General features: G+C 63.6%; 4 protein-coding genes. 2 read left to right on the top strand and 2 right to left on the bottom strand.

Going from position 1 to position 20,711, the window contains the following annotated elements:
- Window positions 1–195: 195 nt before the first annotated feature.
- Together M3O59_RS09200 and M3O59_RS09195 are read right to left on the bottom strand one after the other, a co-directional pair.
- Window positions 196–14,361, bottom strand: a complete 14,166-nt coding sequence (locus tag M3O59_RS09200; protein WP_249046914.1) for a two-partner secretion domain-containing protein — start codon at window positions 14,359–14,361, stop codon at window positions 196–198.
- A gap of 70 nt (window positions 14,362–14,431) precedes the next feature.
- On the bottom strand, window positions 14,432–16,132 hold the full coding sequence (locus tag M3O59_RS09195) for a ShlB/FhaC/HecB family hemolysin secretion/activation protein (protein ID WP_116906755.1): 1,701 nt from the start codon (window positions 16,130–16,132) through the stop codon (window positions 14,432–14,434).
- A 740-nt stretch (window positions 16,133–16,872) separates the two neighbouring features.
- Between M3O59_RS09195 and M3O59_RS09190 the strand changes: the two genes are divergently transcribed.
- Both M3O59_RS09190 and pgaB read left to right on the top strand, forming a co-directional pair.
- Window positions 16,873–18,831: a tetratricopeptide repeat protein gene (locus M3O59_RS09190; protein WP_116906754.1), complete on the top strand. Its 1,959-nt coding sequence runs from the start codon at window positions 16,873–16,875 to the stop codon at window positions 18,829–18,831.
- The gene (gene pgaB, locus M3O59_RS09185; protein WP_116906753.1) at window positions 18,813–20,711 is read left to right on the top strand and encodes a poly-beta-1,6-N-acetyl-D-glucosamine N-deacetylase PgaB; all 1,899 of its coding nucleotides are present in this window, start codon (window positions 18,813–18,815) and stop codon (window positions 20,709–20,711) included. Before M3O59_RS09190 ends, pgaB begins: the two co-directional genes overlap by 19 nt.

Below are 20,711 nucleotides of genomic sequence, written 5' to 3'. Positions count from 1 at the left end.
AGTCTATTGGCCGCCGTCCATTTGCAACGGGAATACCTTGAAAAATCCAACTCAAAGAATGCGAACGCAAGCAGGCCCATATGGCAATTGAAATCTCTTGATCACCAGTTAGTTTGAGAAGTTCGACAGTTATATCGTTCAGCACCCACTCGGATGAGACCGTTGCGACAAAATTCTCCCAATCTTGTTGATTTATCATGGATTCCCACCTTTATCACTTTTCATTAGAAGATCACGAAATGAGACCATATTAACTCCATTAGGCTTTTGGGCGGAAGGAGCAAGTATCGCTTCATACCCCTGGTCTCTTGCCCAGCTGCTGATCCTTTGCGGAATTATATACGCTTCGGCTCCGTGAGTAGAATTTGTAATTTGACTTTTATTTAAACCAAGCACTCTCAATGCAATAGGATCCGTCAAATCCAAAACATTTGGCACAACAAATTTCCTTGAAACAAGAACCGTTCCTTCGAGCGCAGAATAACTTGCAATCTCCGCAGCGGCCGTCTGAGACGTCGTTCCAGCATATATTGCGCCCACTCCTGGAGGAGAGTATCTATGATTCTGCGCCACATTCCCAGAATAGATCTCCCACGTGTTTTCAGCATACTCAGGACGAGTGTATCTGTAGAGATCGCCCGAATATTCCGCAAAACTCTCTCCTGTATATGTACCACGTACCCAAGCATTTGCCGCAATATCAAGATTAACTGCCCTATTGACAGCAACGGCTTGTATAGCCGTAGGCGCTAACTGTGTCATTCCATACATCAACTCAGCTGTCTCAGGCTCAAATCCAAGCTTCTGTAGTGCAGACCCCCCCCATGTATTTTGGCGTTTTCCGCTTAATATCTGATCAAACCCGGCACTCGCGTTGTCGTATCCAGTAAAAACCAGAAACGGCATCGCCGCACATCCCAATAAAGTTCCGCAGGCTTCAATACCGCCTACAACCTGTGCGATTCCGCCGGCCGTCTGGAGGCCGCCAGCAACACGCGGACCGATTAAATTACGCGAACCCCAATCTGTCGTGGCGTCTGTCCAGCCGTAATCAAACAGATTCTTCGTGACCGGCAGGCCATTTCCAGCCGTATAAATCAGCTCACCACTGGTCTGATTAGCTAACCACTCGCGATCCTGTTGATACTCCGGCTTACTCCCTAGCGCTTCAATTCCGGCCCAATAGATGTACTCGTCCGTGCCTACTTCATATTGACTAGAACATTTGATAAGCGCGCAGCTAGCTGCGAGTAGCTCAGCTTGACGTTTGGGATCGTCGCCGGCCAGCTCCTTGATACGCGCCACCTCATCTTGATGTAGCTGACGATTGAATTTATCTCCCGCAACCGCGATGCCTACGCCCGTAGTGCCCCCCAGAGCACCACCTATGGCTGCACTACCGGCCTCCATCAGGCTATTAAAAGTCTCGCTATTGGGGTCAATATGTTGACTGACCAAATAATCAGCCATGACCTGTTTGGCTCTCTCAGATCCTGCAGCCGAGATGGCACCGCCAAGTGCGCTTTCCCCTCCCAGTGCAGCAACGGCCGCACCTGTCAGGCCATGTAACAAGACCTTGTTTACTCCTCCGTCACCCCAACTGTTTATTCGAGCTAATGCATCTGCTTCCGCAGCTTTGTCCCCGCTGGCTCTTGCCGAAGCGAGGTCTAATGCCGCCCGCTCTTGCATGCTGCTCGCCAAGTCACCCGCTACCCGGAACCCAATTTCCCCTGCCAGCCCCATCAGCTCTTTCTGGTCGTCGATCTTCTTCTGATCGAAGATTTCCTTCAGCCCGGACTGCTGCAACTCGGTGGCATTGCGATCCAACCCTGCCAGCGCAGACTCGTCGCCATTACGGACCTGGATCGTGCCGGCGGCGATATCGCTCTTGGTCGTGCTGCTTGAGCTGTCGCTGGCGTTGCCCAGCATGCTCAGTCCGGCACCGATGGCAACGCTGGCCATGCTGCTGCCCGTGCCGCCGGCAACTGTTACGCCGCTGGTCTTGTACTCCGCCTTGTTCTGCAGGTCCTCGACCGTCAGGCTATCGGTGGACAGCCGATTGAGACTGGCATCGGCAGCACTGGCAATCGCACCGCCAACCAACTTCGTGTTACCGCCCACAGTGATGTCGAAGCCACCATTGCCGGCCTGGATGCCGCTCTGCTCGGTCACGCTGGTGTAACTGCTGTTGACCTTCTGCTGGCTGTAGCTGCCGCCGCTGCCCGAGCCGGTCGCCAAGGTCAGGCTGGCCTGCTGCTGCTTGCTCTTGTACTCATTGGTGTCCTGCTCGCTCTTGATCAGCAGATCGCCGCCGACATTAGCAAGGACTTTGTTGCCAACAGCTTGTGCACCCTGGATCGTAGTGTCGTTGCCGCTCACCAAGGTCAACGTGTCGTTGGCAGTGACCACGCTTTCTGTGCGTAAATCGCTATTGCCCTTGGCGCTGCCCTTGCCTGCAGACACCGTGAGGTAGTAGCCAGTTACTGCACCGACACTGATGCCGATTTCACCGCCTGCGTTCTTGTTCTCCGACTTAGTGGTGTTGGTTTCTTTGTTACTGAGCAAGTTGAGATTGTTTGCTGCAGCCAAAGCCACGCTTTCTCCGGCGATCTTGCTGCCAATGACGTTGAGATCGCCGCCGGTCGCGGCGATGGTGACGTCGCCGTTGCTGAGGATGCGGCTACCTCCGGTGGTTTCTTCGTGTGTCGTCGTTTTACTCGACGAGCTACTCGCACCAATGCCTACACGAAAGCTCACTCCAGCAGCATTGGCAGCACCTTGCGCGCCATCCGCCGCCGCAGCGCCAGTCGTGGTCGTGTTTCCTGCAACAGCTTGGCCTTCGTAGCCCTTCAGGCCATTGCCAACCAAGCCCACGGTGTCGCTGACCGCGTAACCCGCCTTGGCGGCGTAGAGCGCCTTCAGGCGATCGTCTTCAACCTCCGAGCCGCGCTTGACTGCGCCGTAGATCGCCTGCGCGGCGTCTACAGCCCCACCGGTCAATCCTAACGTGATGCCAGCACTCTGCTGCTTGGAGGTCTGCACCGTGTCCACGGTGTTTTCCGCAGCCGCAATCGTGACTTCCTTACCCACGATGGTGGTAGTGGTGGCGCTCAATACATCGCTGCCAGTGATGGCCAACTTGTTGCCGGCGGTCATCGTCACCGAGCCGTCCGTGCTGCCGACCAGGCTGCCGCTGTTGGTCACCTCGGTGACATCCAGGCCGTCGGTCTTCTTGGTCACGCCCAAGGCGACACTGAATCCACCACCGCCGTAGAGACCGGACTTCTTGACAGTCTTTTCGTGTTCCTCGCTGTGCGTGTTCTGCACCGTGTCCAGCGTGATGTTGTTGCCTGCGGCCAATACCACATCGCCGGTGCTGGCGACCTGCGCGCCTTGCGATAGCAGATCGTTACCCGCCGCAATTTGCACCGTGTCACCACTGAGCGTGGTGGTGACTGCTACATTGTCGTGCCACTCATCATGCGTGGTTGTGGTCTTGCTGGAGAACGTGCCCTTCTTCTTCTTGGTCATGTCCTGCACGGCGTCGTGCTGCTCGCTAGCGGCGAGCAGGTTGACGTCGTTGCCGGCAGCCAGGGTGATGCCTCCTTCCTTGGTGGCGGCCGATGCGGCGGTGAGGGTAATGTCATTGCCGGCCTGCATCGCCAGGTTTCCGCCGGCACTGAACTCGGTGCCGTGGACGGTTTCGTCGCTGGTACTGGTGGTCTGCTTGAAGCGCTTGCGCGTTTCCAGCGTGTTGCTGGTGTCCACCGTGGTCAGCGTGCTGGCATTGATGTCGTTGCCGGCGCTGATGCCCAGACCCTTGCCGGCGTCCAGCTTGGCCGCGACCAGACTGACGTCGTTGCCGGCGCTGAGGATCAGGTTGCCGCCGGCGGTGAGTGCCTGCTGATCGATGGTCTGCGTGGTCGTGGTGGTGGTGACGCGCGTCTTGCCGTTGCGGCTCTTGTAGCTGTTGGTTTCGGTCTCGTTGAGGACGGACTCGACGTTGAGGTTGTTGCCGGCTGCGGCGATGAGATCGCCCCCTGCCTTGACCTCGGCCTGGCGGATGGTCAGGTCGTTGCCGGCGGTCAATTGCAGGCTGTCGCCGGTGCTGATGTTGGTGCGCGTGGCGACCTTGCCATCCAGGCCAGTGGTCGGTGTCAGCGAGAGGTTGTTGCCTGCCTGCAGTGCAGCGCTACCGTCGGCCTTGATGGTGACGCCGTGCAATTGCAGGTCGTTGCCTGCAGACATCACCAGATCCTTGCCGGTGGTCACCGACATCGCATCGCCACCGCGCAGCAGGCCGTTATCGTTGCGCAACGCGCTTGGGGTAAGGCTGAGGTTGTTGCCTGCGATCAACGCCGCACTGCCATCGGCCTGCACGCGGGTACCGGTCAGCGTCATGTCGTTGCCGGCCATCATCTGCAAGGTGTTGCTGGCGGTGATGCCCGACAGGATGCCGACGCCGTTGATGGCCTTGGACGCTTCGCTGACCAGGTTGTTGCCAGCCACCAGCGCCACATCGCGGCCCTGAATCTGGCCTTGATTGAGCAGGTCGTTACGCGCTTCCAGCGCCACGCTGCCAGTACCGCTGATGCGGCCCTGGTTGAGCAGATTGCCGGCGGTGATGCTGACGTCCGCACCGGCGATGACGCCTTGGTTGCTCATGGAATTGCTGGCGTTGAGCTCGACGTTGCCGCCGGCGATCAAGGCGCCATTGCCACGCAACTGCAGCGAGTTGGAGGCCAGATACACGACGGGTACCAGCACCTTCTGGCCCTGGTAGTCCTGCTCCACCATCCACACGATGTCTTGCGTGAGTGCAGCGGCCTGGGCGGCAGTTAGGCCAACGCCCATGCTCAGCTGCAGCTCCCCCGCGGCGGCCACACCCGATTCCAGCAGGGCGCGATACTGCGCCACGCCGTCGGCGTAATTGCCCAGGTAACGACGGCCAGTGAGCTGGGTGATCTGGTCCAGTACCAGGCGCTGTTCGTAGAAGCCATCGCCCAGGCGGGTCTGGGTCCACTCCGGATCCACGCCCAGCTTGTCCAGCAGGAAATCGCTGCTGATGAAGTTGTCGTAGTTGACGAAGCGCGGGTCGGTCTCGATCAGGTAACGACGGCCCGGGCCAGTGCTGCGCCAGGCATTGATGCCGCCCAGGCCGGTGGCCGCGCGGCCCATTGCGGTGCGATCGGTCGCCGTGCCGTTGGACAGGCGATACAGCCCACCGATGGGCAGATCGATCTGCGTCAGCGAGGTCTGCCCGCCGCCAACGATGTTGGTCACGGGAATGGTGGCGGGATCGACAAGCGTGCGGGTTTCGTTCGCACCTGCGGTGACACCGGTGCCGGCGGCGGCGGTCTGCACATTTGCCTGGTCGAGCGTGCTGCGTTTGAGCCCACCGTCGCTGGACATCACCGGTGCGACCGACATCTTGACGATGCCGCCCGACGTGGCCAGCGTGGCGTCCTGCGTGTTGGCGCCGACTTGCGTGCCTGCGCTGCCGTTAGTACCGGTCGCAACACGGATGCTGCTCGCGCCGCCATTGGCGCGACCGACGACCGTCTGGCCACCGACGCTTCCAGCAGTCTGCCTGCCACGTCCGCTGAGTCCAGCCTGGCCGCCGACTGCGGCAAGCGATGCACCACTGACCGCCCGCCCGTCGCTACCGACAGCGCCATTGCTGATGTTCGCGCCGTTGATGCTGACGCCTTGGCCGCCGGTCATGCTGGCGCCTAGGGCGAGATAGCTGCTATCAATGATCGAGGAAGAAAGCGAGTTTTGTTCGGATTCGTAATAGCAAATGACAGGGCGCTGGTCAGGACGCTGCATGCAGTCATTGATGACACCCCACACTTTGTATTCAACGTCCGATTGTCGGACACGTTGGGTCAAAGCGAGGGCTTGATTAAGAGTTGCGGCGCCGTCGATGACTGTTCCGTCCGCTAACCCTCCAACTCCGCGCTGGTTCAGCCACAAGTTCCCAGCCGCCGCGATGGTCGAGGCAGTGTTAGTGACGTCCCCGGAAATTCCAATATTGCCTCCGGCCGCTATGCGCGCCTCGGCACTGGCCGCGGTCAGACGCTCTCGGTCAACGACCGAGTAAGTGCGATAGACACCCGGCGCATGTCCCGTCCATGGCCTCGACGCCGTAGCATTGTTCGGCATCTCGATTTGACCACGGGTGATCAACTCTTCACCCGGCAAGGCTGCATTAGCCGCAATCAGTTCTTCGTTAGTCAACGGTCCATTTGCTGTTTGAATAACACGTCGCGTGTTATTCAGCTGATTGGCCGCGATCAAAATACTCCCATCAGCTTCAATACTGCCCGAGATGTTATTCACCACTCCAGTACGCGACACCAGCGTGCCACCACCATCCTGCGCACCACCAATGGCGATATTGCCCAGGCTGAAGATGCGCGCATCGCGGTTGAGCAGCTGATCGCGCACGATCAGGTTCATGTTGCCGGTGGAACCGAGCAGGGCCGAACCATAGGCGGCATTGTCGGTCGCGCCACCAAAGTCTGCGCCGTTAACCAGCGTGCCGGTATTCACCGACACATTGCCGCCGACGATGCTGCCGGTGTTGTAAACGCTGTTGACGACGAGCGACAACGCGCTATTGCCGGAGATGCTCCCAGCGTTGTCGATGACGTTGCCGCCGTTGAGGCGGGTGTCGTTGGAAAGGATGTTTGCGCCGGCGCGGTTGGTGATGCTGCCGGCAGTGATATCCAGGCTGCGCGCTGCCTTGAGCGTGGACTCGTTGACCAGGTTGCCGCCCACGCGCAAGTTGAAATTGCCGTTGCTGACCAGGTCGGCGCCTGCGCGGTGCGTGTAGTCGCTGCGCAGGGTCATATCGAGCAGGTTCTGCGCCAGGATGCTGCCGCCGCCGTCGAAGCCAACCGTGTCGATCACCACATCGCCAACACCGCCGGTGACGCTGCCCGCGCCGATCTGGCCACCGGCATTGCTCAGGCTCTGCAGATTCAGGCGGACCGCCTGCTCGGCCTTGATCCTGCCATTCTGGTTGTCCAGCGTGGCGCCTGCGCGCTGCAGCAGGAAGCTTGCCCCGGCATACACGCTGCCTCCCTGGTTGTTCAGCGCACTGGTGTTGGCGATCAGGTCGCCACCGGCCACCAGCTGACCGCTGTTGTTGGCAATGCTGGCCGCATCGATCACCACGCTGCCGCGCCCACCGAGATTGCCGCTGGTGTTGGTCAAGGCACCGCCGGTCGTGATGCGGGTCAGGCCGCCACCGTTGTTGACGATGCTGCCTTGGGTGTTGTCGATTCGCCCACCGGAGGCGGTCAGGGTGTTGCCGGCATCAAGCTGGCCACCGCTATTGAGCAGTGCGCCAGTCACGGCGACAGTGAGATCGCGCCCCGCACTGAGCTTGCCGCCCTGATGATTGTCCAGTTGGCCACGTGCGGTGAGGCTGAGGTCACGACCGGCCTGCAGATTGCCGCCGGCATTGCTGATGTTTTCTGCAGTGATCACTGCATCGGTGCTGGCGCCGATGGTGCCATTGCCATTGTCCAGGCCGCGATTCAATTCCACACGCAGGCCACCACCCACGCCCGCATTGGCCACCGCCTGCACGGTGCCGCCAGCATTGCTGAGGCTGTCGGCGCGCAGGGTCAGCGCACCTCCGCTGGCCTGCAGCAGGCCGTTACGGTTATCGACTGCGCCGCTGTTTTGTACGTTCAATGCGCGTGCCGACACCGACCCAGCAAGATTGTTGAGGCTGGCCGCACTCACCGTTGCATCGCCTGCCGCAGCGATGGCGCCGTTCTGGTTGTTCAATGCGCCGCTGGCGCCAAGGCGCAGCTGACCCTGCGTCAGAACACGTCCGCCACTGTTGCCCAATGCACCGCGGCTGGTGATCGATAGCGTGCCGGTGCCGGCATGTTCGATGCGGCCCTGCGCATTTTCAATGCTGGCCGCGGTGATGGTCAGATCCTGACCGTTGCTGGCAAGCGTGCCCGCGGTGTTGTCGACAGCCCCGCCGATGACGACGCGGGTCGCGCCAGCGCCGCTTTGCACCACACGACCACCGACATTGCCAAGGCTACCACCGTCGATGCTCAGCTGATTGGCCTGCAGCTGTCCGCCGACGCCATTGAGCAGACCGTTGTCGATCGTGCCGCCGGCCTGCACGGTGAGCGTGCCGCCCGCCAGCAGATTGCCGCCACGATGATCAAGCGTGCCGCCGGTGGTCAGTGCCACATTGCCGGTGGCGCGCGTGCTGGTGCCAGCCAACTGCAGCTGACTGCCCTGCGCGGTGAGGTTGCCCCCTGCCAGCAGTGTGCCGGAGGCAGCGAGCTGACGATCGGCAAGCAGACTGAGCGTGCTTCCGCTGCCCAAACTGCCGTCTGCATTGATGCCGGCACCGACTGTTCCGGTGATGCCGATCTCGCCCGCGCGCAGGCTCACATTGCCCGATGCCGTCGTCTGCCCGGCGTTTTCGATCCGCGCACCTTGCACACCGACCGTCGCCCCGCTGACAGTGCCCTGCTGACGCACGACCGCATCGCTGACAAGCGTGAGTTGTTGGCCGGCGACCTGGCCGGCTACCGTCAGGTCGCCCTTGGAACGCAGTTCGAGTGTGCTGGCTGCGCTCAGATTGCCGCTCTGCGTCAGCGCGCCATCGGCCTGCGCCGTGAGCGCACCTGCCGATGCCAGGCGGCCATCGAGCTGCAGATTGCCGCGACTGATCAGCGCCACATCGCCGCGCTCACTGCCCAACTGACCGCTATTGCTCAGTTGCGCCGCTTCCACGCGCAAGCCGTTGCCGCCGATCAGATCGCCGCGGTTGTCCACGGCACCGCTGGCAGTGACGCCAAGCTGCTGCAGGCCATAGGCCTGGCCGGTTTGACGCAGCGACCCCACACCAAGCGCAAGTTGATGACCGGCACGCACGGCGCCGGCATTGTCGAGCAATCCTGCGATGGACAGCGTGGCGTCGCCTTGCGCAAGCAGCACGCCGGTGGCGCTGTTGCTGGCACTGGTTGCGGTCACCGTCAGGCCACCACCGGCCACGACCTGCGCGGCATTGGTCAACGCACCGGTCGCGCTCAGCATCACGTTACGGTCTGCCTGCACCACGCCGGCAACCGCCAGCTCGCCGGTGCTGCGCAGAGTGAGGTCCGTGGCTGCGTCGAGCGCGCCACGGCTGTCGATCGCTGCACCATCCAGGCTGATCGCCGCGCCGCTTTGCAGCACCGCAGCCTGCCCGGTGGCGATGCGCGCGCCGCGCAGGTTTGCATTCGCTGCAGACACCGCCTGCCCATTGAACGTGAGTGCGCGTTGCGCCTGCAGATCGAGCTGCGATGCGGACTGCAATGTGCCTGCGGCAGTGAGATCGCGCCCGGCCTGCAACGCGACGGACTGCGCCTTGAGCGAGCCGGCCTGCTGCAGATCGCCGCCTGCGGTGGCCTGCAGCGTCGTGGCCGCGGCGACCACACCCTGCAAGGTCATATCGCCCTGGCTGGCCAACGTTACGCTGGACGCTTCGCTGCCGAGCTGGCCGCTGCTCCGCAACGTGCCCGCCTCCGCCAACAGTGCATCCTTGGCGATAAGGCTGCCGCGGTTATCCAGCGTGCCGGTGACGGTGGCAGTCAGCGCCTTGCCAGCGACGGCAGTGCCGCTCTGCTCCATGCTGGAAGCGGTGATACGCATATCACCGCCGCTCTGCACGCTACCGGCGTTCTGCAATGCACCCGTTGCCAGCGTGACGGCACCCGTTGCCGCAAGCGCGCCAGCTGCAGCGTTATTGACGGAACCTGCCTGTAGCGACAGGTCGCGGCCAGCAAAGACCTGGCCGGCATTGCCGAGCGCAGCATTGGCGCTCAGCGTGACATCGCGATTGGCTTGGGCCACACCCGCCAGGGCAAGATCGCCCGTGCTGCGCACTGCAAGATCCGTCCCGGCATCCAGCGCGCCGCGGCTATCGATTGCGGCGCCGTCCAGGGTGATGGCGCCGCCACTTTTCAGCACGGCATCGCGACCGGTTGCGACGCTGTTGCCACGCAAGCTGGCATCGGTGCCGGCCTGCGCCTGGCCGTTCAAGCTCAGCGTGCGCTGCGCCTGCAGGTCCAGCGTGGAGGCCGATTGCAGGGTGCCGCCGGCAACGAGATCACGGCCAGCCTGTAGCGCGACGGCCTGAGCGCTGAGCGCAGCTGCTTGTGACAGGTCGCTACCTGCTGTGGCCTGCAACGTAGTCGCTGCAGACACCACGCCTTGCAACGCAATGTCGTTCTGACTGCTCAGCGTCAGTGCGCCAGTCACCGAGCCCAACTGACCAGTGCTGGCGATACTGCCCGCGGTGATGCTCAGATCCTTGCCGGAGACCAGCTGGCCTGCGTTGTCGAACGCACCGGTGGACGCGATGGACAGCGCATCGCCGCTATAGACACGACCGCGCTGCAGCAGCGAACCGGTCGTCAACGAAAGGCCGCGCTCTCCATGCAGGCTGCCGCGGTTGTCCAGCACACCGGCAACCTCCACACGCAGATCGCGCTTCGCACCCAGGGTGGCATCGGATGCATTGGTGGCGCTGGCGGCCTGCACGCTGAGATCGCGCGCGGCGATCACCTGCGCGGCGTTATTCAAGGCACCTGCGGCAGTCAGCGCGATGTCGCGCCCGGCCTGCGCCACACCGCCCAACGTCAGATCGCCCGTACTGCGTAGGTTCAAATCGCTTGCCGCATCGAGCGTGCCACGGCTGTCGATGGTGTTGCCCGCCAACGTGATTGCCGCAGCGCTCTGCAGCACCGCCACTGCGCCGGTCGTGATGGTTGCACCGTTGAGCGTGGCATCGGCAGCACTGGATGCCTGGCCATTCAACGCAAGCGTGCGTTGAGCCTGCAGATCCAGCGTGGATGCCGATTGCAGGTTGCCGTTGGCAGCGAAATCGCGCCCGGCCTGCAACGCGATCGACTGCGCCTTGAGCGAACCCGCCTGCTGCAGATCGCCGCCAGCCGACGCCTGCAGTGCCGTGGCGGCCGCAACCACGCCCTCCAGCTGCATCGCACCCTGGCTGGTCACTACGACATTGGCCAGCTCGCTGCCCAACTGGCCGCTGCTGCGCAGCGTGCCCGCATCGATCTGCAGCGCGTCCCTGGCGATCAGGTTGCCGCGGTTCTCCAGCGTGCCGGCGACCGTGCCGCGCAAGGTCTTGCCGGCAGATGCACTGCCACTCTGCTCAAGACTTGCCGCAGTCACTTGCAGATCGCCCGCTGCCTGCACGCGGCCGGCATTGTTCAGCTGCGCCGTGGTGGTGAGTGCTACATCTCCATCGCCCGCCAACACGCCGGCAACGGTGTTTTCCAGGCTCTGCGCTTGTACTGTCAAGCCGCGTCCAGCAAAGACCTGCGCTACGTTGGTCAATGCGCCGGTTGCCGTGAGGTCGACATCGCGACCGCCCTGTGCAACGCCGGCCAGCGTCAGATCGCCCAGGCTGCGCACGCGCAGATCACTCCCCGCATCGAGCTTGCCGCGGCTATCGATAGTTGCCGCATCCAGCGCGATCGCACCAGCGCCCTGCACGACTGCATCCTGACTTGTCGTCAGCGTGGCAGCGCGCATGCTGATGTCGCCGCCCGCCTGGCCTTGCGCAGCGAAGGTCATTGCGCGATCTGCCTGCAGGTCCAATGTGCTTGCAGATTGCAGCGCGCCGCTCGTGGCGAGGTCGCGGCCCGCACGTAGCGTCACCGTTTGTGCCTTCAGCGAACCGGCCTGCTGCAGATCGCCAACGGCAGTCGCCTGCAAGGTGGTTGCGGCAGCCACCACGCCTTGCAGCGCGATATCGCCTTGGCTGCCCAGCACGACACCGGCAGCTTCACTACCAAGCTGGCCGCTGCTGCGCAACTCGCCTGAAGCGATCTGCAGCCCATTCCGGGCCACCACACTGCCGGTGTTATCGAAGGTGCCGGCAACCGCAGCCGAAAGTGTGTTGCCCGAGCTGACGCTCCCGCTCTGGGTCAGCGTATCGGCAGTGATCTGCAGCGCGTTGCCGGCATACAGGCTACCGGCATTCTCAAGGCCGCCGCTGATACGCAGCTGCGCATCTGCATCGGACGAGAATGCCCCACCTTGCGCGTTGCGCAGGCTGACCGCATCGACCTGCAGTGCACCGGCGGCGATCACCTTTGCGCGGTTATCCAGTGCACCGGCTGCCTGCAAGGTGGCGCTGCCTGCGCTCTGCACGGTGCCGTCCAACGCCAGCTCGCCAGCGCTTGCGATGCGCAGGTTTCTGCCCGCATCGATCACGCCGTCGTGGGCAACGCTGGCGCCACGCAGTTGCAACGCGCCATCGCTGTGCAGTTGCCCGCGCTGACGCAGTGCGCCACCGGCCTGCAGATCGAGCGCACCTGCCGCACGCACGTTGGCGTCGCTTGCAAGCTCACCCGCTGCGGCAACAGTCAGCGCGCCACGCGTGCTCTGCAGCGTGCCGGAGAGGCTGGCATCGCCGCCGCTACGAAGACCGATGCTGGCCGCATTGAGCGTACCCGACGCCTGCGCGCCGGTTGCAGCCTCCAGCGCCAGCGCGCCGCCTGCCACGGTATTCCCGCTCAGGCGCAGATCGCTGCGGCTGCGCAGGGTGGCATCGCCACGCTGGCTGCCGATGTCGCCGCGACTCTCCAGCAGTGCCGCGTCCACGTTCAATGCGTTGCCTGCGACAACGGTGCCGCTGTTGACCAGTTGGCCGGCAACGGCCAGCTGCGCATCGCGCGCCGCAGACAGGCTGCCCGCCGTGGTGACGCTGCCGGCCTGTAGCCGCAGATCGCGGCCGGCATACGCACTGCCGGCAGTGTTGACTGCACCGCTGCTGGCCAGGTCCAGATCGTTACCGGCAGACACCGCAGCGCGCTGCGCGATGTCGACAGACGCGGCGTTCAACACAAGCGCATCGGTGGCGATCAACTGGCCCTGCAACTCAAGGCGCCCGCCCGCCTGCACAGCTGCGCCCTGCCCAGCCTGCGCCAATCCACCCAGGCGCACATTGCCATTGCCGTTGATCCGCAGCGCAGTTGCCGCATCCAGCGTGCCAAACGCGTCGATCGCGTTGGCGTTCAGCGCAATCGCCGCGCCGCTCTGCAAGGTGCCAGACAACGCGACTTGCGCTGCACGCACAGTGGCGCCCGCGCCGGCATAGGCAACGCCACCACTGCGCAACAGCCCATCGGCGCCCAGCTCCAGCATACCGGTGGTATGCAGGCTGCCATCGGCATTCAATTGCGAACCGAACAAACGGATCGCCCCGGCGCTGCTGCGGCCGGTATGGTTCAACGCATCGCCGGCTTGCGCATCCAGCGCGCCAGCGGCGACCAGTTCACCCGCAAGCGTCATGCTGGCCGCGCGCAGGCGCACGTCGCCTTGTTGCGAGCCGAGCACGCCACGCTGATCCAGCGCGCCGCTGGCACGCACAGTCAGGCCGTCGCGTGCGACGGCGGTGCCGCCCAGGCTCACCTGCCCGGCACTGTCGATCTGCAGGTCGCCGCTTTGCGCGGCCAGTGTGCCGCGGCTCACCACGCCGACGCCGGCTTCGGTGGCAATCAGGCGAATGCGGTCGGCATACATGCCGCCCAACTGCGCCACATCGATCCCGATCGCGGGGGCTGCACCACCGGTACCTGGCAGCACCTCCAGCAGTATGCCGTCGTAATTGACGCGTCCGGCGCCTGCGGCGGCAACCAGCTCCTTGGTCCAGATCGAGCCATCCACACTAAGCTGACGCGACAGCAGATCCAGTCGATCCACGTTGAACGCGTCCAGGCCATTGCGGCCGATGCTCAGCGCCCCCCCGGTGATGCTGAAACCGTTCAACGCACCGTCGCTGCCCAGGTTCGGCGTACCGGTGGTCAGGGTGACGCGTGAAGTATTGAGAAACCCGCAGCCATCGCAGGAAATGCCATTGGGATTGGCGATCACCAGCTGCGCTTTGGCACCGGCGATTTCGGTATAGCCCTGCAGGCGGCTGCTGGCCGAGGTGACTTCGTTGAGGATCAGCGACGCGGCACCGCTGCGCTGCAGGTTGTTGTTACCGGCAACGTAACCACCCAGCTCGGTCTTTGAGATCTGCGCGCTGTTGTTGAGGATCAACCCATTCGGGCCGACATTGAAGTCACTGTAGCGGTTGTGCGAAATGCCACGCGCATTGGGCGCGACGATGTCCACCACCGGCACGCCATTGGCGGCGACCTGCTGGCCGGGTGTCTGCCCGCCGGGGTTGGCCGTTGGCGCAACCTGCGCCCATGCCGGAAACGATGTCCAGGTGATCGTGCAGCACAGCAACAGTGCAAGCGCCCGCTTGCCCTGTTCGGCCAGGTAACTCCGCACGCGCATGGTTTGGTTGTCCATCGTTTCTCTCTCGCCGCCTGTTGGCGTCATCAATCAACAAACGCGCAGCCGGCTGGCAGCGCGATCCGTGTCAAAACTGGTAGATCACACGCGCGCCGTAGGCCGGCTGCGCACTTCCGAATCCGTCGGGGCGGTGGATCGCCCAACCGGCAAATGCATCGACGTTGATGCCGAACCAGCCACCGCGCAGGCCCAGCGCGCCGCCCACCAGGCTGCGGCCGCGCAACCCGCTGGCACTGGTGCCATCGATGCGGCCAGCGTCCAAGCCCAGATACGGCGTCAGCCCGATCTGCTGCACCGGAAAACTCAGGGTATTGCGCCAATACGCGCCCTTTTCGGCACCCAACGTCGCTTCACCGTCGAAACCCCGCACGCTGAAACGGCCACCGATGGTGACGAACTCCGACCCCAGCAGCAGTTCGCCGGCGGTTTGCGCGCGCAGGCTGCTTTCCCACGCCATCGGCACCGGGCCCAGCTTGAACGGCAGCGCCGTGCTCACGTCCAGCGTGGTCACGCCATAGCGAAATGTCGGGAAGCCGATCTGCGGGTCGTAGCCGGTCCATTGGCTGTTGAACCAGGGCGTGCCGCGCCGGTGCGCGATGCGCACGTCCAGTTGCATCGCGCCCAGATAGCGCCGATGGGTGAAGTAAAACTCCGCGCTGCTGGTGTCGCGGCGCTGGATGCCGATCTCCACCCCATCCAGATAACTGCGCGCACGCCGCCGGCCAACCGTCACACCGGCGGAGGTCTTGCTGGTGCCATTGCGATGCAGCACGCGCTGGATATCCAGCTGCGCATTGCTGGATTCGCCACTGGACTGGAAGGTCTGCAAGAACCCATCCACACGCTGGTGATAGCGGTACGACGAGGCCGACAACGCAAACGTCCACCAGCCCCATGGCAGGTTGTAAGTCAGGCTGTTGCCGCGCGTGCCGCGCTCTTCGTCGCGCGTGGCCAGGTCATGGCTGTAGCCGATGCTGAGCAGATCGTTGAGACCCAATGGGTCATCCAGCGACACATCCAGCCCGCCCTGCACGCGGCCAGTGGCCTCCACGCCGGAATCGTCGGCATTGACCACGCCACGCCAGCGCCGTCCATGCTGCAAGGTGATCACCAGATCCGATTCGCCCGGCGCTTCGCCCGGCGCGATATCGATCTTGGCGTCCTGCGAGGGCAGCCGCTTGAACTGCTCGACTGCCTGTTCGATGGCACGCAAATCAAGTAAATCGCCGGCACGCAGCGGCAATGCCGTTTTCCAGTGCGCGCCATCGCTATCGGACACCACGCGTACCGCACGCAAGCGGCCGGGCATCAATTCGAAACGCAGTTCGCCGCGCGACAGGTCCTGTTCCGGCACGCCGATGCGGGTGGTGACCAGACCGCGTGCGACCAACTGATCCAGCGCGCGGCGCCGGATGATGTCGATCCCCTCGCGGCCGATGCAGCGGCCTTCGTAGCGGCGCAGGGACTTCCACACCCACGCAAAGCGCGCTGCGTCAGCGCCTGCACCGGACAGGCGCACGCGGGTAATCGAAAAACACAGGGCTTCCCTGGGCAGGACGGTGCTGCGCGCGTCCCCGCGCTCGGCATCCTCGCGCGGGCCGGCGAAGGGCGCCTGGCGCTCCTGGTCCTGGCGACGCTGGATCTCCTCGGCCTGGCGCAACTGCTCCTGCCGATCCAGCGTTGTCGGTGCCGACTGTTGTGCAGCCGCCAGCCCGGCGACTGCCCACAGGCAAGCCGCCAGCGCCAATGGCGCTGATCGCATCCACATCTGTCCTGCCCCCTGTGCGGCGGTCGCCGGACTGGCGCCGTCACCCGCATCAGCGCACCTGGCCACCAAAACGGCGGCCCAACCCGTCAGCACGCTGCAATGCGGTGCGACTGTGAGGGAACGTTAAGAAACGGTCAACGCAGCGTGTAGGGGCCACCCTGTAAGAAAACCCTGACCCTTCCATTTTTGTGATGAGAATCACTAAAACAAGGATCGCTGTCCGCCTGATCGCATCACTGTGTGTGCCATCGAAGGCCTTATTGATCCCAACGTCCGCAATCGCGCTAATAAAAAAGCAATCTGACGGATGACCTTGCAGGCATATGAAGCAGCTCTTGACTTGACCTATTTGTTAAAAATAGATGAAATTTATGACGTGAACACCCGGCATTGGGACATCTCAGTCGCCAATTTTTCAGGCTCTGCGTCGCGCTTCAAACATGGCCAGGACACCCAGCGCCTATAACAAGCAGACTGGAGCGATGAACATCTCATCCACACTGTGATGACACTCTCTTTACAGAGGCATACCCAGTATCGCCGGACTTCATAGCCAGGATCGCTCATGAATCTCTCCCTTCCCTCGTTCATGCAATCACGTGCAGCACGGTCGTCCTGACCGTACAGGCGCACTCACTCCTCTGCTCAGCCTCGCTTTATTTGCCGCATGTGTGCCCCAGGCGCACGGCGGTGAAGTGCGGTCTGCAGAAGTGACTGGTGCCTCCACTGCCCTCACGCCCATGCAGCAGGCCGAGCAACTTCGCGGCCAGCAACGCTATGCGGATGCCCTGGCCATCTACGAGCGGGTCTTGCGTGCCGACCCGCGCGACAGAGGCGCCTACACGATGCGTGCGCTGACGCTCAGCGACCTCGGCAGCGCCCAGCTTGCTGCCGAGGCGATGTGGCGGCACCCGGACTGGTTTTCGCAGCAAGAGCGCGATCGCCTGGAAAACGATCGCGTCGCACGCATGATCGGCTGGGCCAGCGCCGAGCCGGTGGATGCTGCGCACCGTTACGCCGAAACCGATCTGGCGCTGGTCAACGCGGCCCGCATCCAGCACCAAGCACCAGCGCAAGTCGCGCGGGAAGCGACGCGGCTGCGCATCGATCACCTGGTCGCGCTCAATCAACGCCAGCGGCACCGCGAGGTGGTCGCCAGCTATCAGGCGCTGCGTGCAGAAGGCATCGACATGCCGAGCTACGTGCTGCCAACGGTAGGCGATTCGCTGATGGGGTTGCGCCGCCCTGCCGAAGCCGAAAGCGTGCTTCGCCAAGCGTTGCAGCACACGCCGGACGACTTCAATACGCAGTTGCTGCTGGGCTATGCATTGCTGGAGCAGGAACGCTTCGACGAAGCCATGCCATTGTTCGAACACCTGGCGGCAACCCAGGCACCGTGGCCGCGTCGCGAAGGCGCCACCAGCGGCTACGAAAACTGGGACCGCTTCAGCGCCGATATCGCCCTGGCTACCGCACGCTCTGCGGCCAACGACAACCGTGGCGCGGACGCATTGCTGCGCGAGCGCGTGTCCATCGGCCCGGACAACGCGGAACTGCAGGCGGCATTGGCATCGATCCAAGCGCGGCGCGGCCAGACCACGCAGGCACTGCAGCGCAATCAGATGGCGCTGACGCTGGATCCGCATCAGAAGCAGGCGCGCAGCGGCGTGGTGGAGGCGCAACGCGATCTCGACCGCCTGGATCTGGCCGATGCCGGGTTCGCATCGCTGCAGCAGGAATATCCCGACGACGCCGGCCTGCAACGGCTTGGCGCATCGCTGGAACGTCAACGCGGCTGGCAGGTGCACCTGAGCCATGCCTGGGGGCGCAGCGAGAACGACGCGCTGACCAACAGCACCTCGCCGCTCGGCAATCATTTCGGCAGTTCGCTGCTGGAAGCCGAATCGCCATTGCTGGGCGAGCGCTGGCGCGTCGGTCTGCGTGCACGCGACGACTGGGCCGATTTCCAGGACACGCGCGTGCGTTACCGCAGTTTCTGGCTGGGCACGCATTACCGCTACGACCGCCTGGACCTCAGCGCATACGGCGGCCGGGCGTTGGACGATTTCGATCGCGACGGCACTGCCTGGGCACTGGATGCCGGCTGGCGCTTTTCCGATGCGTGGTACGGCAGCCTCGCCTGGCGCACGCGCGACCCGGAAGCCTCGCTGCAGGCGCGCCGCCTGGGCATTACCGGCGACAGCATCGGCGCGGCCGTGCGCTGGACGCCCAGCGACGAAAGCCGCTGGGATCTGCAGGTACGCCAGTTGCGCTACAGCGACGGCAATCGACGCGAACAATTGGACCTTTCCGGTAGCCAACGCCTATGGGCCAACCCGCATATCCTGGTCGATGGCCTGTTCGCCGCATCGGCCGGGCGCGCCGAAGACGACCGCGTGGTCAATTACTTCAATCCACGCCGCAATGCGAGCGTGGCCGCCGGCGTGCGCATCGAACAGATCGGCTGGCGCCGTTACGACGACGCGTTTCGGCAGCGATTGGAAGTGACCGCCGGGCCGACCTATCAAACCGGCTTCGGTAGCCGCTGGGTGCCTGCGGTGGCCTATCGCCACCTGTGGTCGCTGGGCGATGGCAGCGCATTGAGCTACGGCGTGAGTTGGTCGCGCCCGGTCTACGACGGCCAGCGCGAACAACAACTTGGATTGGACCTGGATTTCCGATGGGGAGGTACGCCGTGATCCGCCTGCCGCTGCTGCTGGTCGCATTGCTGCTGATGACGTTTGCTTCGTCGGCGCAGGCAGGCCTGCTGGTGCTCAGCTACCACGATATTCGCGACGACGTCGCGGCCAAGGGCGACCCGGACCGCTATGCGGTGTCCACCAGCAATTTCGCCGCGCACCTGGACTGGCTGCGTTCGCATGCCTACCACCCGGTGAGCGTGCAGCAGGTACTCGACGCACGTGCCGGCAGGCGCGCCCTGCCCTCGCGCCCGGTGCTGCTTACCTTCGACGATGGCTTGCGCAGCGTCTATACGCGGGTGTTTCCGTTGTTGCAGGCCTACGGCTACCCTGCATTGGTGGCGCCAGTGACGCGTTGGGTGGAACTGCCTGCTGGGCAGGTGGTGCCCTATGGCCCACGCGATTTTACCCGCGACGATTTCGTCACCTGGGCGCAGTTGCGCGAGATGCAGGACAGCGGCCTGATCGAAGTCGGCTCGCACAGCGATGACCTGCATAAGGGAATCGCCGGCAACCCGTTCGGCAATCAAACCCCGGCAGCGGTCACGCGGCGCTGGGACGCAGGCAACGGCTACGAAAGCGAAGCCGATTATCGCCAGCGTATCGAGACCGATCTGCGCCACAGCCGCGACGCCATCGTGGCGCATCTGGGCAAGCCGCCGCGCGCCATGGTGTGGCCGTATGCCGCCTACAACCGGGCCAGCAACCAGATCGCCGCACGCCTGGGCATGACGCTCAGCTTCGACCTGGAAGGCCGTTCGCACGAAGCCGATATCGGCCAGCAAGGCCGCGACCGGGTGGATGGCCAATCGCTGGCCAGCCTGGGTCGCCTGCTGCTGTTCAACAACCCCGACGTGCGCGATCTGGCCGGCGAACTGCGGCGCGATCTGTCGCGCGATGGCGTGCGTGCGATCCAGATCGACCTGGATTATGTCTACGACCCGGACCCGGCGCAGCTGGCGCGCAATCTCGATGTGCTGGTGCAGCGGGTCAAGGACATCGGCCCCAGCCATGTATTTTTGCAAGCCTTCGCCGACCCGGATGGCGATGGCGCTGCAGACGCGCTGTATTTCCCCAACCGCCATCTACCGGTGCGCGCAGACCTGTTCGGGCGTGTCGCCTGGCAGCTGCGTACCCGTGCCGGCGTGCGCGTGTTCGCCTGGCTGCCGGTGCTTGGCTTCCACCTGCCGGATGCGCAGCAACAAGCCGCGTTGCAGATTCGCGGCAACGACCCCAAGGATGTCCCGCGCCTGGATCCAGGCAACCCGCGCACGCGTGCGTTGGTGGCAGACATCTATGAAGACCTCGCCGCAAATACCTACTTCGAAGGCCTGCTGTTCCACGACGATGCCTACCTGCGCGACGACGAAATACCGGCCTACGGCAATGGCGACCCGGCCAAGCGCACCCAGCAACTGATCGGCTTTACGCAGGAACTGAAAGCCGCGGCCGAGCGCTGGCGCCCGAAGCTGGTGACGGTGCGCAACCTGTTCGCGCAGCCGGTGCTGGAACCGCACAGCGAAGCCTGGTTCGCGCAGCGTCTAGAGGCGTTTGCCAACGCCTACGACTACACCGCACTGATGGCGATGCCGTACATGGAACAAGCCAACGACCCGAGTGCCTGGCTCACCCAACTGGCCAAGCGCGTCGGCCAGCAACCGCGCGGTTTCGACAAGACCATCTTCGAACTGCAGACGGTCGATTGGCGTAGCGGCAAGCCGCTGCCCGACGGTGTGTTGCTTGCGCACAGCCAGCTGCTGCTGGCAGCCGGCGTGCGTCACCTGGCGTATTACCCCGACGATTTCATCGGTGGTCATCCGTCTCTGCCGGAAGCGCGCGAGGCCATCTCGGCTCGCCAATTCCCCTATATCGAGCGATGA

Source organism: Xanthomonas nasturtii (assembly GCF_023337365.3).
GTDB lineage: Bacteria > Pseudomonadota > Gammaproteobacteria > Xanthomonadales > Xanthomonadaceae > Xanthomonas > Xanthomonas nasturtii.
The sequence above is the reverse complement of the archived record's forward strand: the minus strand, read 5'-3'. Positions and strand labels throughout refer to the sequence as shown.

Coding starts and splice junctions, on each gene's coding strand:
- M3O59_RS09190 (WP_116906754.1), top strand. CDS start 16,873: ATGCAGCAGGCCGAGCAACTTCGCGGCCAGCAACGCTATGCGGATGCC.
- M3O59_RS09200 (WP_249046914.1), bottom strand. CDS start 14,361: ATGGACAACCAAACCATGCGCGTGCGGAGTTACCTGGCCGAACAGGGC.
- pgaB (WP_116906753.1), top strand. CDS start 18,813: ATGGGGAGGTACGCCGTGATCCGCCTGCCGCTGCTGCTGGTCGCATTG.
- M3O59_RS09195 (WP_116906755.1), bottom strand. CDS start 16,132: ATGTGGATGCGATCAGCGCCATTGGCGCTGGCGGCTTGCCTGTGGGCA.